At 43.4% G+C, this 15,055-nt stretch carries 16 protein-coding genes and 1 tRNA gene; 10 read left to right on the forward strand and 7 right to left on the reverse strand.

Annotated elements, in window-relative coordinates; all coding sequences use genetic code 11:
- The first annotated feature begins 170 nt into the window (after positions 1-170).
- On the forward strand, positions 171-449 hold the full coding sequence (locus tag ACYX4N_RS13975) for a hypothetical protein (protein ID WP_474855752.1): 279 nt from the start codon (positions 171-173) through the stop codon (positions 447-449).
- Between the two features lie 61 nt (positions 450-510).
- On the opposite strand, the gene kdsA is transcribed toward ACYX4N_RS13975, so the two are convergent.
- From kdsA to hemA, 6 genes are all read right to left on the reverse strand, one after another.
- The gene (gene kdsA, locus ACYX4N_RS13980; protein WP_476054461.1) at positions 511-1,365 is read right to left on the reverse strand and encodes a 3-deoxy-8-phosphooctulonate synthase; all 855 of its coding nucleotides are present in this window, start codon (positions 1,363-1,365) and stop codon (positions 511-513) included.
- A 20-nt stretch (positions 1,366-1,385) separates the two neighbouring features.
- Complete coding sequence (locus tag ACYX4N_RS13985; RefSeq protein WP_474807615.1) at positions 1,386-1,751, reverse strand: SirB2 family protein; 366 nt, start codon at positions 1,749-1,751, stop codon at positions 1,386-1,388.
- Positions 1,752-2,083: 332 nt separating this feature from the next.
- Positions 2,084-3,649: a DUF3369 domain-containing protein gene (locus ACYX4N_RS13990; RefSeq protein ID WP_476054462.1), complete on the reverse strand. Its 1,566-nt coding sequence runs from the start codon at positions 3,647-3,649 to the stop codon at positions 2,084-2,086.
- 157 nt (positions 3,650-3,806) lie between these two features.
- Positions 3,807-4,646, reverse strand: coding sequence for a peptide chain release factor N(5)-glutamine methyltransferase (gene prmC / locus ACYX4N_RS13995; RefSeq protein WP_476054463.1), 840 nt, complete (start codon positions 4,644-4,646; stop codon positions 3,807-3,809).
- Positions 4,647-4,682: 36 nt separating this feature from the next.
- Positions 4,683-5,768, reverse strand: coding sequence for a peptide chain release factor 1 (prfA, locus tag ACYX4N_RS14000; protein WP_474830967.1), 1,086 nt, complete (start codon positions 5,766-5,768; stop codon positions 4,683-4,685).
- Between the two features lie 15 nt (positions 5,769-5,783).
- Positions 5,784-7,058, reverse strand: a complete 1,275-nt coding sequence (gene hemA, locus ACYX4N_RS14005) for a glutamyl-tRNA reductase (RefSeq protein WP_474807622.1) — start codon at positions 7,056-7,058, stop codon at positions 5,784-5,786.
- Positions 7,059-7,189: 131 nt separating this feature from the next.
- Here hemA and lolB point away from each other — a divergent pair, with 131 nt between their 5' ends.
- From lolB to ACYX4N_RS14025, 4 genes are all read left to right on the forward strand, one after another.
- Positions 7,190-7,816: a lipoprotein insertase outer membrane protein LolB gene (gene lolB / locus ACYX4N_RS14010; RefSeq protein WP_476054464.1), complete on the forward strand. Its 627-nt coding sequence runs from the start codon at positions 7,190-7,192 to the stop codon at positions 7,814-7,816.
- On the forward strand, positions 7,816-8,682 hold the full coding sequence (gene ispE, locus ACYX4N_RS14015) for a 4-(cytidine 5'-diphospho)-2-C-methyl-D-erythritol kinase (RefSeq protein WP_476054465.1): 867 nt from the start codon (positions 7,816-7,818) through the stop codon (positions 8,680-8,682). Before lolB ends, ispE begins: the two co-directional genes overlap by 1 nt.
- 33 nt (positions 8,683-8,715) lie before the next feature.
- Positions 8,716-8,791: transfer RNA gene (locus tag ACYX4N_RS14020), tRNA-Gln, on the forward strand.
- Between the two features lie 33 nt (positions 8,792-8,824).
- Entirely contained in the window at positions 8,825-9,772 is a 948-nt protein-coding gene (locus ACYX4N_RS14025) for a ribose-phosphate pyrophosphokinase (RefSeq protein ID WP_012517998.1), read from the forward strand.
- Positions 9,773-9,847: 75 nt separating this feature from the next.
- Here the strand turns inward: ACYX4N_RS14025 and ACYX4N_RS14030 are convergent, their stop codons facing one another.
- The gene (locus tag ACYX4N_RS14030; protein ID WP_476054466.1) at positions 9,848-10,156 is read right to left on the reverse strand and encodes a hypothetical protein; all 309 of its coding nucleotides are present in this window, start codon (positions 10,154-10,156) and stop codon (positions 9,848-9,850) included.
- A 619-nt stretch (positions 10,157-10,775) separates the two neighbouring features.
- On the opposite strand from ACYX4N_RS14030, the gene ACYX4N_RS14035 reads away from it, so the two are divergent.
- The 5 genes from ACYX4N_RS14035 (at position 10,776) to ACYX4N_RS14055 (ending at position 15,044) form a co-directional block, all read left to right on the forward strand.
- A complete protein-coding gene (locus tag ACYX4N_RS14035; protein ID WP_476054467.1) occupies positions 10,776-11,231 on the forward strand; it encodes a ribose-phosphate pyrophosphokinase in 456 nt (151 codons plus the stop codon).
- Positions 11,232-11,553: 322 nt separating this feature from the next.
- Positions 11,554-12,186, forward strand: a complete 633-nt coding sequence (locus tag ACYX4N_RS14040; RefSeq protein ID WP_476054468.1) for a 50S ribosomal protein L25/general stress protein Ctc — start codon at positions 11,554-11,556, stop codon at positions 12,184-12,186.
- A 5-nt stretch (positions 12,187-12,191) separates the two neighbouring features.
- Positions 12,192-12,773, forward strand: coding sequence for an aminoacyl-tRNA hydrolase (gene pth, locus ACYX4N_RS14045; protein WP_025254772.1), 582 nt, complete (start codon positions 12,192-12,194; stop codon positions 12,771-12,773).
- Positions 12,774-12,814: 41 nt separating this feature from the next.
- On the forward strand, positions 12,815-13,906 hold the full coding sequence (gene ychF, locus ACYX4N_RS14050; protein WP_118489665.1) for a redox-regulated ATPase YchF: 1,092 nt from the start codon (positions 12,815-12,817) through the stop codon (positions 13,904-13,906).
- Between the two features lie 124 nt (positions 13,907-14,030).
- Entirely contained in the window at positions 14,031-15,044 is a 1,014-nt protein-coding gene (locus tag ACYX4N_RS14055) for a peptidylprolyl isomerase (RefSeq protein WP_476054469.1), read from the forward strand.
- Positions 15,045-15,055 lie beyond the last annotated feature (11 nt).

Here is a 15,055-nt window from a genome sequence, read left to right on the forward strand (position 1 = left end):
TTTTTCTAATGACACCCCATACTTTTACTCGTTTTATTTTTCACCGCCTGCTGATTATAATTTACCCGAAATTAAGAAAGAGCATTTGATTTCAGTACATTATGATGATTAAATGTTAAACATTTTAACATTCATCAACAATTTTTTAATTATTTTTATTAGGTGTGAAAATGAAAAAATTACTTTTAGCTAGCGTTTCTGTTATGGCTTTCGTAAGCGCTGCTGCAAATGCTAACGCACAGCCAGAAAAGATCAATCTACAATCATTAATCAACACGGCAATGACCAGTGTAAAAATGGCTGAAGTCTTGCCGGAAAACGATGCTCACATTGTTGTTAAGAAGCAATCGAAGGCGATTTTAGCTGAAGAGACGCAAGTTCAGCTTCACAAAAACTTATTAGCAATGGCAAAAGGTGAAGAGCGCATAAACGTTTCTGAAGCGGAATAAGCTACTCACACACCTGATACGCATGCCGGTGCTTGCACCGGCATACGCCATCAACATAAGTTTAAGTATTACTTGTATCTAACGCGTCAAAACCTTTAACTAACTCGTCTAACGCTTTCATCTGCTGTAAATAAGGCTCTAATTTTGCCAACGGCAGTGCACAAGGCCCATCACAAAGTGCTTCATCAGGGTTAGGATGCGCTTCTATAAATAGTCCTGCCAAACCTAATGCCATACCGCTTCTTGCTAGTTGAGCAGCTTGCGCTCGTCGACCATCGGCAGACGTTGCACGACCGCCAGGCATCTGTAGTGCGTGAGTCGCATCAAATATCACTGGCGCATAATCTTTCATTGCATCCATACCAAGCATATCTACAACTAAGTTGTTGTAGCCAAAGCAACTGCCGCGCTCGCAAAGAATAACCTTGTCATTACCCGCTTCACCGAGCTTTCCAATAATATGGCGCATTTCGTGGGGCGCTAAGAACTGAGGTTTCTTAACATTAATCACGGCCCCCGTTTTTGCCATTGCAACCACAAGGTCTGTCTGACGCGCTAAAAAGGCAGGTAATTGAATAACATCAACCACTTCTGCTACAGGTGCCGCTTGGTGCGGTTCGTGTACATCAGTGATAAGAGGTACGTTAAACGTCGACTTAATCTCTTCAAAAATACGTAAGCCTTCTTCCATACCAGGGCCGCGGTACGAGGTTACTGATGAACGGTTAGCTTTATCAAACGAGGCTTTAAAAACGTAAGGGATATTGAGCTTTTGTGTTACTTCAACATAGTGCTCGGCAATACGCATCGCAAGGTCACGAGACTCAAGTACGTTCATCCCGCCGAACAGTACAAAAGGTAAATGATTGGCAACCTCGACGTTACCTACATTAATAATCTGTTTTGATTCAGACATTATTTATTTCCAATTAAATCTTAAAAAAGAGGTTGTTTGGTTACAGCAACCATTGCTGTTGCCATAAGCACAACAAGTGCTGCTACGAAAAAGCTCCATTTGCCCAAGGTTGTTTTGGCTTTTTTCAATGCAAATAATCCAAACACAATGTATAAAACTACGCCGATAACTTTGAATGTAAGCCATGCATTGACAATAGGATATTGAGATAAAATGAAGCATAGCCAAATTGCACTAGCTAACAGCACGGTATCAATGATATGAGGGAGGATTTTAACCCACTTCTTGCTTAATGCTGTTGCGTCGAATTGGCTCCAAATAAACCGAAAGACAAAGAATAAAATGCTTAAGCCAACGGCGGTTAAATGAAGGTGTTTTGCCATCATGTACATAGTGTGTTCCTGTTTTTATTAGATGATGAGCCTGCTGCTCGCTACTCTACCACATGTGCTAATTGGGCATTGCTTGATCTTTAATATCAAAATCAATAACCCTGTGAAAGACAACTAAATTGAGGTCATTCTGCCTAAGATATTTTGCTATAAGTATTTCACTACAAGAGCTAAGGCAATATGCGATTGCCCTAGCCTCACGTCTTAAAGTACGAGCTGTCATCTTAAAGGCAGATGCATTTGCTTACTCCTGCCTTATTTTTATGGCGCCTGTTTAAAGGCGTTTATTGTAACGTATTACAATACGTAAATAACGGGGAAATGTATCACTTAGCGTCAGGATATTGAGCTTGTATCGCTAAAAATGCTGGGAGCTCAGCCAGCATAATTTGAACCAGGCCAGGGTCGAAGTGCTTACCACTTTCCTCTTTCAATACAGCTTCGACCTTATCAACTGCCCATGCTGGCTTGTAGGGTCGCGAGTTTATTAGCGCATCAAACACATCTACCAATGTGGCAATACGGCTTTTAATATCTATTTCTTCGCCCTTAAGCCCATCGGGATAACCTGTCCCATCCCAACGCTCGTGATGCTGTTTTGCTAACATGGCGGCAAGCTGAACCGTTGGGCGGCTTGAGTCTTGCAAAATTTGATACCCAAACTCTGCATGCTGGCGTATTTTAAAAACCTCTTCTTCGGTTAAAGACGTTGTTTTTTGCAAAATAGCTTTAGGCACAATAGAGGTACCAATATCATGCAACGGTATAGCAAGGCGCAGAGTATCAACTTCCTGTTCACTAAGCCCTGCTTTTTCTGCCAGTAGTTGCGCCATCTCAACCATTCTCGTTAGATGTTTTGACGCATTTGATTCATGCTCTAAAGCGCGGCCTAAACGTTCAATAATTTCTTTCTGCGTTGCTTCAACATCAACGGTTTTTAGTACGTTATCGAACGCCAGCTGCACACTATCTGAAAAGCGTTTTACCAAATGTCGATCATTATCACCAATTCTTCTGGGCAAGCCCGACAAATACAACAATGCACCGTCGTGAGTTTTACTGTTACAGTAAGCCACCACGTGATCTTCTGCATATACAATCTGTTTATCGCGCATTGCCTGTGCACATAGTGCATATTCTTCTGCACTAATCGCCTCTTTTAGCGGCACGCCTTCTTTGCTGGCGTATTGGCCATTTCCTGCAAACACATACAGTTCGTCTTTGCCCAACTGACTATTGTTTGTATTGATTGTTCGCGATGTAGTGGCAACCGCAGTAGTGATATAGGCGGCATCTTTCGAACAGCCCAAAATCGAGGCCAGCTGTTGGATGATGCCCTGCATGAATTTTTCGAGAGAACGTGAAGAAAACAAATCAACAGATGCATCAATGATCTTTTCAAGACCGCGCCTGTTTTCTTCAATAACAATAATATCGCGATAAGAGCGCAGTGCGGCAATAATAACAGTGAATAGTTTTTGTGCAGTTAGTTCGGTTTTAGATTTATAGTCATTGATGTCGTAGTTAATGATGACATCTTTTTCTGGTGCTTGGCCGGGCTGGCCGGTGCGTAAAATTATGCGAGTGAAGTGATTATCGAGTTCGTTGCGAATGTAGTCTGCCACTTGAAGGCCGGCATCATCGGTTTCCATGACAACGTCGAGTAACACAACCGCTATATCGTCATGGGTTTTAAAAATAGATTTGGCTTCTTCACCGCTATAGGCACTTACGAACTCTAGCGTTTTACCATTTAAGCTAAAGTCATTTAGCGCCAGCTTGGTAACGGCGTGCACTTCAGGTTCATCATCAACGATAAGTACTTTCCAGCTACCCAGATCATCCGCTTCATTTTCATCGTCGTCTTCTGCGAAAAGAAAGTCATCATTCATCTGGTACGTCCTGTAGTGTAAGAGGTTGTTTAGCTTAGCGCTTTTTAGTTTTCTTTGATGCTACACAAATACTAATGCAAAACCAGATATAAGCAAGTTAGCAATTAAACAGCGATGGTTGCGGCCAATTTTAAACGAGATGAAAGTTATAAGAGAGCTAACACCACTGACCTAGCGTCACGCGGTCGTTGTTACCGAAATCTTTGACTTTTTTAACCTTAACAAAGCCTGCATTGGTGAGCAGTGTATTTACCGCATTTCCTTGATCGAAACCGTGTTCAAAGGCTAATAAAGCCCCTTTATTGAGGTATTCAGGCGCATTCTTGATGATGTGTTTTATATCGTCTAAGCCATCATGGCCCGAGGTTAAGGCGGTTTTCGGTTCAAAACGCACGTCGCCTTCATCAAGGTATGGGCTGGCTTCTTCGATATAAGGCGGGTTTGAAACAATAATGTCGAAAGTTTGGCCATTGAGTGCACTAAACCAGTCACTTTGCACGAAGCGGGCATTAGTTAAGTTGTTAGCTTGTGCATTGCGAGTAGCAAGTTTTACCGCTCCCTGCTGGAAGTCCACACCAGTAACTGATGATTCAGGTAATTCGCTTGCTAACGCCAGAGCAATAGCGCCCGTGCCTGTTCCTAAGTCGCAGATTGATAGAGGATGAACTAGATGTTCATTGGCCCAGTTAAGCACTTGCTCAACCAGCACTTCAGTATCAGGGCGCGGTATTAACGTATCCGGCGAGGTAAATAGTGATAGAGTCCAGAAATCGCGCTTGCCGATAATATAAGCAACAGGCTCACCCCGTTTTCTTTTTTCCACTGCTGCTTTAAATTGCGCCTGCTCAGTGTCATCCAAGGTTTTATCTGGCCATGTGAAAAGGTAAGTTTGAGACTTGCCTAGAATATTTGCCAACATGACTTTGGCATCAACAGAGGGTGACTCACCACCCTCTAGTTGTTTAACAGCCCATGCTAGGGCGCTATCTATGCGCATTATCTTTTTTAACGCTATTTTTGCTGCAAGACGAATTTACTCGTCAGAAAGCGAGGCTAACAAGTCAGCCTGATGTTCTTGCAAAATCGGATCGACGAGCTGTTTTAGATCCCCTTCTATTACTTCATCTAAACGATAGATAGTCAGGTTGATACGGTGATCGGTAACGCGACCTTGCGGGAAGTTGTAAGTACGAATACGCTCTGAGCGGTCACCACTGCCTACTAAGCTCTTACGGGTAGAAGCTTCTTCAGCCGCGCGCTTTTCTTCTTCAATTTGGTTTAAACGCGCTTGAAGTACTGACATAGCCTTAGCACGGTTTTTGTGCTGTGAACGTTCGTCCTGACACTCTACAACCAAACCTGTTGGCAAGTGAGTAATACGAATAGCAGAGTCAGTTTTGTTAACGTGCTGACCACCTGCGCCCGATGCACGGAAGGTATCGATACGAAGCTCAGCCGGGTTGATTTCGATGGCTTCTGATTCAGGGATCTCAGGTAATACGGCAACAGTACATGCAGAAGTGTGGATACGACCTTGTGATTCGGTTTCTGGTACACGTTGTACGCGGTGACCACCCGACTCGAACTTGAGCACGCCGTAGACGCCATCACCACTAACGTTCGCAACCACCTCTTTATAGCCGCCATGTTCACTTTCGTTGGCATTCACCAACTCAACACGCCAACCGCGGCTTTCTGCGTAACGGCTATACATACGGAATAAATCGCCTGCAAATATTGCCGCTTCGTCACCACCCGCACCTGCGCGAATTTCTAAGAAGCAGTTGTTGTCATCGTTAGGATCTTTTGGCAGAAGTAATACCTGAAGCTCAGTTTCAAGGCGCTCAATTTCTGCCTTAGCTTCTTTCATCTCTTCTTGTGCCATTTCACGCATTTCAGCATCGTCTTCGTTCAGCATTTCTTGTGCTGAGCTTAAGTTTTCTTGCGCTTGCTGATAGGCATTAAAGCCAGCGACTACATCTTCTAGTTGACTGAACTCTTTTGACAAGTTGCGAAACTTATCCTGATCGCCGATAACTTCAGGGTCACCGAGTAACGCCTGAACTTCTTCGAAACGCTCGACTAAGTGTTCGAGTTTCCTAACTACCGACTCTTTCATATGCTTCTTATTACCTTATTTATTATTGTCTGACGAAAAGTCAGATAAATCTAATGCCTGTCCCATCCAACGGCTTAACGCCGGGTCATCGTGCATGGCAGCTTCGCGTAACGCTAGGGTTGTTGAATGCAACAGCGTATTGGTTAGTTTATACGCCATTTCTTCTAATACCGCTTCGGCATTCTTACCTTCCGCTAATTGCGCTTTGGCCTTTTCCACAATATCGTCACGCTGCGCCATGCCTTTCTGGCGATACTGTCTTACTAAATCTATAGATTGCTGCGACTGTTTCCATGTCATATAGTCGCCAGCTTGCTTGTCGATAAGCTTTTCAGCTTCTTTTGCAGCTTGCTCGCGGTTTTCTAAATTCTTTTGAACAATGTGCTGTAAGTCATCGACAGTATAAAGATAGGCATCACCTAGCTCGTTTACTTCTGACTCTATATCTCGCGGTACTGCCAAGTCGACCAAAAACATAGGCATGTTTCTACGCTGTTTAAGCGCTTTTTCCACCATACCTTTGCCAATTAAGGGCAGTTGGCTAGCGGTAGAGCTTATCACGATATCAAAATCTTTTAAGTGCTCTGGTACTTGTGACAAGGTAAACACGCTCGCATCCAGTGTTTCGGCTAAGGCTTCTGCTCTAGCCACCGTCCTGTTTGCAACGGCTAAGCAGCTTACCCCCTGCTCTTTCAAATGCTGTGCAACCAATTCAATAGTTTCACCAGCGCCTACTAGTAGCACTGAACGCTTAGGTAATTCAGCAAAAATATGCTTGGCTAATTGCACTGCTGCATAGGCTACGCTAACTGCGTTTGCCCCTATATCAGTTTCACTGCGAACGCGCTTCGCCACTGAAAAGGTATGTTGAAACAGCTTGTCAAATTCGCTGCTCACCATACCTGAATGCTTTGCATCACCAAACGCCTGCTTCACCTGCCCTAATATCTGAGGCTCGCCTAAGATGAGTGAATCAAGGCCGCTGGCTACTCGCATAATGTGCTTTACTGCTTCATCTTGCGCGAGCACATAGCTATTGCTGGCAATCTCTTCTACGTCTAAGTGATGAAAATCACTTAACCATTGTAGAAGCTTTTGACCCGTATCGTCCTGGCTATTGACGTAAAGTTCGGTGCGGTTACAGGTGGATACAATGACAGACTCATCTATGCCATCCAGCTTTTTTAAACTCGCAAGCGCTTCCACCAGAGAATCTGGTGTAAAAGCCACTTTTTCGCGAAGTGCTACTGGTGCTGTTTTATGGTTAATACCGAGGGCGAGTAAAGTCATTAAAATCTGTGCTGGCAACGTCGGAGCGGCATTGTACGAAAAACGCAAAATGATTGAAAGTGTTGGTGAAACTGTGTTCCCATAATGTCACAACTAAATGTGTTTTATTTTTATACGGGTATGTTGCCTTAATGATTCGCTTATTTTCCTTATTATTTGCCATTTGCTTTTTATTAAGTGCATGTACCACCGCTCCGAAAGGCCCAGAAAATGCGGTAAACCTTACCGCGCAACTCGAAAAAGTGGCTGAAGTCCACCAGTGGCAAATGCGCGGAAAAATTGCTTTTCGCCAAGGAAAAGAAGCGGCAAGTCTTAATTTAGTCTGGAAAAACGATTCCGGCGATTTCGATTTTCGATTAACTAATTTCTTAGGAGTAAGTCTAGTTAATCTAAACGTGAACAAAAACCAGTCAGTATTGGAGGCTGACGGCGAAACCTATGTAGATGCCCTGCCAGAGCCTCTTATTTATCAGATTACGGGAATGATAATTCCGGTAGAATCGCTATTGTCTTGGGTAAAAGGCTTACCCCTGGACGGTGACAAATTCACCCTAACTGAAAAAGGTTTGGTTAATACCTTGGAAAGCTATTGCCAAGGTTGCCGCAATTGGCAAGTTGCTTACGGCAACTATGGTAGTGTTGAGCTAGAAGATGAAACATCTGTATGGCTACCGCACAGCATAACGCTTACCCAAGATGAAACCCCGAACCAGCCTAAAACTCAGCTTAAAATTAAAATTTATCAGTGGACTCTGTAGTGAACGCATCTGAATCAACGCAAAAAGACTGGTGGCCTTCCCCCGCCAAACTTAACCTGTTCTTACACATTCTAGGTCGATACGACAACGGCTACCATCAGCTTCAAAGTTTATTCCAAATGCTGGATTACGGGGATGCTCTCGCCTTTGACGTAAGCACAAATGATACGGCCATTCGCATGGAAACATCTCTTGATGGTGTGCCAGACGATGACAATTTAATTGTAAAAGCAGCGCGATTGCTGGCAGCAAAAACCAAGTGCAATAAAGGTGCTGTTATTTCGATTGATAAACGACTACCCATGGGTGGCGGCATTGGGGGTGGCTCATCGAATGCAGCAACAACCCTTGTCGCGCTTAATCATTTATGGAATACAGGGCTAAGTGAAAACGAACTAGCCGAGTTAGGATTAAGTTTAGGTGCCGATGTACCTATTTTTGTGCGAGGTCTAACCGCATTTGCAGGAGGCGTTGGAGAAGACATAACGCCAGCTCCTCAAAAAGAACAGTACTTTCTTGTCGCAAACCCTAACGTGCATGTCAGCACAGCCGAAGTTTTTACCTCGCCGGATTTGCCCAGAAATACACCAGCGATGCGTTGGGAAGACTATAAATTTGAAAAAACTTGGAATGATTGTCAGCAATTAGTCGCGAATCGCTATCCTGAAGTTGCAAAATTATTACAGTGGTTGGTACACTACGCACCGTCGCGAATGACGGGCACAGGTGCTTGCGTATTTGCCACTTTTTCTGACTACACTTTAGCCGAACAAGTTAGGGCTCAAATGCCTGAAGCTTGGCAGAGTTTTGTCGCAAAAGGTGTGAATCGCTCACCACTATTAGACAAATTAGAACAACAAAGATAGCGTGTACGCCACATCGGACAAGAACTTAAAAATTGGGGTATAGCCAAGTTGGTAAGGCAGCGGGTTTTGATCCCGCCATTCGTAGGTTCGAGTCCTGCTACCCCAGCCAAACCTCTTTTATCAACGCACTGAGGAACCACTTGTGCCAGATATGAAGCTCTTTGCAGGTAATGCCGTACCAGAACTTGCCCAGAAAGTCGCCGATCGCCTCTATACCAAACTTGGAAATGCCAAAGTTGGCCGTTTCAGTGACGGTGAAATTAGCGTAGAAATTCATGAAAACGTCCGTGGCTCGGACGTTTTTATTATCCAGTCTACGTGTGCGCCTACTAACGATAACCTTATGGAACTTATTGTGATGATCGACGCACTACGTCGCGCATCCGCTGGTCGTATTACAGCAGTAATTCCTTACTTTGGTTATGCACGCCAAGACCGTCGTGTTCGTTCAGCTAGGGTGCCAATTACTGCGAAAGTAGTGGCTGACTTCCTGTCTAACGTTGGTGTTGACCGCGTTCTTACTATCGACCTACACGCCGAACAGATTCAAGGTTTCTTTGATGTTCCGGTGGACAACGCTTTCGGTACTCCTATCCTTCTTGCTGACATGGTAAGACGTGACTTTGCCGACCCTGTTGTCGTTTCTCCTGACATTGGCGGTGTTGTTCGTGCACGTGCTACTGCGAAACTACTTAACGACACCGACCTTGCTATTATCGATAAACGTCGCCCCAAAGCGAACGTGGCTCAGGTAATGAACATTATTGGTGATGTTAAAGATAGAGACTGCATCATCGTTGATGACATGATTGATACGGGCGGTACGCTTGCAAAAGCAGCAGAAGCACTTAAAGCACATGGTGCTCGCCGTGTTTATGCTTACGCTACTCACGCTATTTTTTCGGGTAACGCTGCAAACAACCTTAAAGAGTCTGTTATTGACGAGATTATCGTTACCGACTCAATTCCATTAAGTGCGGATATGAAGCAAATCGGAAAAGTAAAACAGCTTACTCTTTCTGAAATGCTTGCTGAGACCATTCGTCGCATTAGCAACGAAGAATCGATTTCAGCGATGTTTGAATACTAATTCAAACTAAAAAACGAGTGAAACAGTGATATAAATAAGCACTGTTTCACTCGCTTCTATTACGGGAAGTTTTGTTTAGTTACCCGTTTCGTCTTCTTCGTCGTCTTCTGGCATATCCACGTCAACAACAGGTACTTCAACTTCTTTAGTCTTCGTTTTTACGTCAACGTCCATCGTATCAACGTCATATTCAGGCATTTCGCCACCTTCAACGTCAACGTCTGGCATTTCTCCGTCATCGGTTTTCTCTACCTCATATTCCGGTAGTTCACCAGACTCAACGTCAACATCAGGCATTTCACCATCTTCAGTTTTGTTAACATCGCATGCAGTTGCTGCTAGTGCCAAGCTCGATACTGCAAAAATTTTAGTTAAGTGCTTCATTTTCTCTCCTTAAAAACGTTGCTTTTGATAATCACCAAATAAGGTTATTAAGATTATCCTAGCTGCGTAATACATTGCCTTTTGACTAAATAAGTAAGCCCCAGGCGCTGTTATTACATAAGTCGATGTTAATAAAGCAGGCTCTGTGCCAATCACTTTATAATATAGGGGAGAGCGCGGAGGTTGAAACTTCACTTCAAACTATACTGTCCATTTCGATAAAGAAAGTTCTATGTTTTTTTGATACATCGCTTGATAAAAAAGTTATTGCCATCGCCTTATAAACGGCAGTTTTAAGCAGACTTATAAAACATTTTTTCCGTCAGTTATTGTGAAAAAAAACATTCTTAACGGTTTCGTAAAAGTGCTGCGCCTTTGTAAAAATCAAAATATTTTTTATTCAAAAAAATGCGCTCTACTTTTTGAAACGTGAAAAAGATATATAGGTATCTGCGTTTTTTGTAGAAATTACTTAAACACCATGGAAGACTGTTAAACAAAGAAAAGCTTGAATCGGTAAAAAGCCAAAGTTATGCATTGCTGTAGATTTGGTTCTAACTGGGCGCTAATTGAAAGCTAACGATAAAACCCTACTTTTATTAAATAGAGGAATATAAGAATGAAAACACACCGCCTTAAACTCGCACTTATTTTTACTTCTGCACTTACACTTGTAGCTTGCTCTGAAGAAGAAGCTAATAAGGAAGTCACCTTGGTAGATAAAGAAAAACAAATGGACACAAAGGCTGAATCTATGCCTAAAGAACTGGTTGCTGAGCCTGTTACACAGGCTGAGGCCGTTGAAGAGAACGTAAAAGGTGAAGTTTCTATGAAAGGCAGCATTATATATAAAGACCTAGAAGGCGGTTTTTATGCGTTTATTGCAGAGAATGGCGATCGCTACACCCTACATGGATTAGATGAAACTTATCAAAAAAATGGCCTTGTTGTGGAAGTTAAAGGTACACCTAAGCCCGATCTGATGACCTTCACCCAATTTGGTACTGTACTTCAAGTATCAAGCGTTAAGGTGCTTGATACCAGTAAAGTCATTGATAACCTGCAAACGAAATAGGCGTATTTTGTGCAAGGCAAGTAGCCTGTTATTGGAATAAGGCCGGATAGAAACCTGACTTTGCTGTTCTTGATAGAATAAAAGCGCGCTTCGGCGCGTTTTTAATATTGGCAACGTCGTTTTATACTTTTCGCTTCTATTTTTATCTGCGTTGGCAATTGTATGTTGTAGTGGGTGGTGTTAGAATTCGCCGCCCTTGAATTTTGGGCTGATGGTTTATTGTGCGCATGAAAGTATTTTCAAACGTGATAAACATCGAATTACAGTGGGTTTTGGTCGCAAAAATCCACATCATTAGACTTATATTTTTTGGAGACAGACAATGTCTGAAGCAAATTTCAAACTAGATGCTTCTGTTCGTACAGACCTAGGGAAAGGTGCGAGCCGCCGCCTACGTCGCGAAGATAAGCTTCCTGGTATCATCTACGGTGGTGAAGAAGCACCAGTTTCTATCACTCTAGATCACAACAAAGTTAACAACTCTGCTGACTTTGAAGCGTTTTACTCTCACGTTCTTGAACTAAACCTAGACGGTAAAGTTGTTGAAGTTCTAGTTAAAGACATGCAGCGTCACCCGTACAAGCCAAAGATCATGCACATTGACTTCCAACGTGTTATCGCTGGTCAAGACGTTCACACTAACGTTCCAATTCACTTCGTAAACGAAGAAGCTTCTGCTGCTGTTAAAGCTGGCGGTATTGCTGAGCACCACGTAACTGAAATTGAAGTTACTTGTCAGCCTAAGAACCTTCCAGAGTTCATCGAAGTAGATATGGCTGCTGTTGAAATGGGTCAAACGCTACACCTTTCTGACCTAACACTTCCAGCTGGCGTTTCTTCAGTAGAACTTGCTAAGAACGACGAAGCTCACGACCTAGCAGTTGTGACTGTTAAGCCTGCTCCTAAAGCGGCTGACGCAGAAGAAGACGGCGAAGAAGCAGCTTCAGAGGAATAATCCTCTTGGCTGATATCCGCCTAATCGTGGGCCTGGGTAATCCGGGCCCCGAATATGAAAATACCCGACACAATGCCGGTGAATGGTTTCTCAACCAACTTGCCGACACCTATAACGCCCCGCTAAAACCAGAAACCAAATTCTTCGGTAAGACTGCTCGCATTACTATTGCTGGCAAAGATGTCCGTTTGCTCTACCCCACTACGTTTATGAATAAAAGTGGACAAGCCGTAGCAGCACTGGCTAATTTTTACCGTATAGAACCAGAACAAATATTAGTAGCATTTGACGAATTAGATTTGCCCCCCGGCGTAGCAAAATACAAAGTGGGTGGAAGTTCTAGTCAAAACGGCGTACGTGACATTGTGGCTAAAATGGGTAACAACAAGAATTTTTTGCGTTTGCGCATAGGTATTGGTCATCCAGGTCATAAAAGCCGAGTAACCGGCCATGTTCTTGGTAAGCCACCAGCAGATGAAAAGGCAGCTATTGAAAGCGCCGTTGATGAAGCGGTACGCTGTACAGAAATTTTGCTGAAAGAAGACCTTAAGCAAGCACAAAACAGGTTGCACTCTCACAAAGGGTAAACCTAGCCAGTTTTCACTTTTCCAAACTAAGGATCCATACCATGGGTTTTAAATGCGGTATTGTTGGCCTACCAAACGTAGGTAAATCAACACTTTTCAATGCATTAACAAAAGCAGGTATCGAAGCGGCCAACTTCCCTTTCTGTACCATCGAGCCAAACACAGGCGTAGTACCTGTGCCAGATCTTCGTTTGGACAAGTTGGCTGAAATCGTAAACCCACAGCGCGTTATTCCCACTACCATGGAATTCGTTGATATTGCGGGTTTGGTAGAAGGCGCATCTAAAGGTGAAGGCTTAGGTAATAAATTCCTAGCGAACATTCGTGAAACCGACGCTATTGGTCACGTAGTACGCTGCTTCGACGATGAAAACATTGTTCACGTTGCAGGTCGCGTTAGCCCTAAAGATGACATCGACGTTATTAACACCGAGCTTGCGCTATCTGATTTAGAAACCACAGAAAAAGCACTTCACCGTGTAGCAAAACGCGCTAAAGGCGGCGACGCTGATGCTAAGTACGAAATGAAAGTGCTTGAAAAGATTAAGCCGCACCTAGATGAAGGCTTATTACTTCGTTCACTTGAGCTTAGTAAAGAAGAACTGGCGGCAATCAGCTACATGAACATGCTTACCCTTAAGCCAACCATGTACATTGCTAACGTGAATGAAGACGGCTTTGAAAACAACCCGTACCTTGACCAAGTAAAAGAGATAGCAGCAGGCGAGAATGCTACAGTAGTAGCAGTTTGTGCATCTATTGAGTCTGATATTGCGGAGCTTGAAGATGACGAGCGCGAAGAATTCATGCAGGACATGGGCTTAGAAGAACCTGGTCTTAACCGCGTAATTCGTGCCGGTTATAATTTGCTAACGCTTCAAACCTACTTTACTGCCGGTGTTAAAGAAGTGCGCGCTTGGACCTTCCCAGAAGGTTCAACAGCGCCACAAGCCGCGGGTAAAATCCACACCGACTTCGAAAAAGGCTTTATTCGCGCCGAAATCGTGAGCTACGACCACTTTGTGGAGTTTAACGGCGAACAAGGTGCTAAAGATGCAGGTAAATGGCGTCTTGAAGGTAAAGACTACATTGTTAAAGATGGTGACGTTATCCACTTCCGCTTTAACGTATAATTTCTAATGTAGAAATTAGTACTGTTTACTAAAGCCACCGCAAGGTGGCTTTTTTGTTTGCCGTAAACAATTGTGAAGCTTACATAGGGCTGCTATAACTGACAAAAAACTAACGGGTTTTATAATGATTCTAAAACAGCTTAGCAATTTACAACCGTTCGCGTTATTGCAAAATAAGTCGCAGCGAGACACACAGCTAAAAAACCGACTATCCCTTTTTAAAGCCTCGGTTAGAACATTATGTTTACTAAGCTTTGCTAGTTTTTCCATCGCCAGTGAAACTCAGATTAAAGCGGTAAACACACAATCTGACATCAGCGGCGGTGAAATAGCGCCAACATTGGTAAGCAATACTGATAGTTGGTATCAGGTACCCCAAGCTAACACGGTAACCTTCAAAACCGCATATGGTGATGTGGTTATTGCACTTCATCCTACCCTTGCGCCAAAGCATGTAGCTAGGTTCAAAGCCCTTATAGATGCAGGCTTTTACAACGAGCAAGCGTTTTATCGTGTAGTAGATGGATTTGTCGCACAGGCTGGCAGTAACGATACTCACGACGCATCACAATTTCCGTCAACACTGCTTAAGCCAATAAGCGCTGAATTTACTCAGCCACTTAACAGCAATGTAAACGTCGTTGAATCTAAAGATATGTTTGCACCTAATACTGGCTTTTTAGACGGGTTCCCAGTGGGTATAGATAAAAAACGAAAAGAAATGTGGGGGCTTCACTGCCCTGGCGTTGTGGCGTTTGCTCGTAATAGCGAGAAAGATACCGCCAGTACAGAGTTTTATATTGTAATTGGGCAAGCTCCACGACATTTAGATAGAAATATGTCGGTGGTAGGTCGTGTAGTGAAAGGTATGGCGTTACTTCAAAAATTACCTAGAGGCAATATGGACACAGGTGGTGTACTAGATGACATTACCCAAGAGAGTAAAATAAAGCAGGCTTTTGTGCATACTAGCAACTCAACGCCGTACTTTTTACAAACACCACATCATGAAGAATACAAAAAGCGAGCTAATACGGGAAGAAACCTAGATAACCCGTTTTTTCATGACAATACCTATGGCCCGCGCCCTGTTGACGTGTGTTATTACCAAACCAAAGCCACTGATAAAGCTTGGTAAATGCATACATT

The sequence above is a fragment of the Alteromonas sp. ABH4_452 genome (assembly GCF_056311825.1).

Excerpts from the sequence above, each read along its gene's own strand:
- ACYX4N_RS14035 (WP_476054467.1), top strand. The coding sequence starts at position 10,776 with ATGAAAACACACCGCCTTAAACTCGCACTTATTTTTACTTCTGCACTT.
- prfA (WP_474830967.1), bottom strand. The coding sequence starts at position 5,768 with ATGAAAGAGTCGGTAGTTAGGAAACTCGAACACTTAGTCGAGCGTTTC.
- ACYX4N_RS13985 (WP_474807615.1), bottom strand. The coding sequence starts at position 1,751 with ATGATGGCAAAACACCTTCATTTAACCGCCGTTGGCTTAAGCATTTTA.
- ACYX4N_RS14040 (WP_476054468.1), top strand. The coding sequence starts at position 11,554 with ATGTCTGAAGCAAATTTCAAACTAGATGCTTCTGTTCGTACAGACCTA.
- ychF (WP_118489665.1), top strand. The coding sequence starts at position 12,815 with ATGGGTTTTAAATGCGGTATTGTTGGCCTACCAAACGTAGGTAAATCA.
- ACYX4N_RS13990 (WP_476054462.1), bottom strand. The coding sequence starts at position 3,649 with ATGAATGATGACTTTCTTTTCGCAGAAGACGACGATGAAAATGAAGCG.
- prmC (WP_476054463.1), bottom strand. The coding sequence starts at position 4,646 with ATGCGCATAGATAGCGCCCTAGCATGGGCTGTTAAACAACTAGAGGGT.
- kdsA (WP_476054461.1), bottom strand. The coding sequence starts at position 1,365 with ATGTCTGAATCAAAACAGATTATTAATGTAGGTAACGTCGAGGTTGCC.
- hemA (WP_474807622.1), bottom strand. The coding sequence starts at position 7,058 with ATGACTTTACTCGCCCTCGGTATTAACCATAAAACAGCACCAGTAGCA.
- ACYX4N_RS14030 (WP_476054466.1), bottom strand. The coding sequence starts at position 10,156 with ATGAAGCACTTAACTAAAATTTTTGCAGTATCGAGCTTGGCACTAGCA.
- ACYX4N_RS14055 (WP_476054469.1), top strand. The coding sequence starts at position 14,031 with ATGATTCTAAAACAGCTTAGCAATTTACAACCGTTCGCGTTATTGCAA.
- ACYX4N_RS13975 (WP_474855752.1), top strand. The coding sequence starts at position 171 with ATGAAAAAATTACTTTTAGCTAGCGTTTCTGTTATGGCTTTCGTAAGC.
- lolB (WP_476054464.1), top strand. The coding sequence starts at position 7,190 with ATGATTCGCTTATTTTCCTTATTATTTGCCATTTGCTTTTTATTAAGT.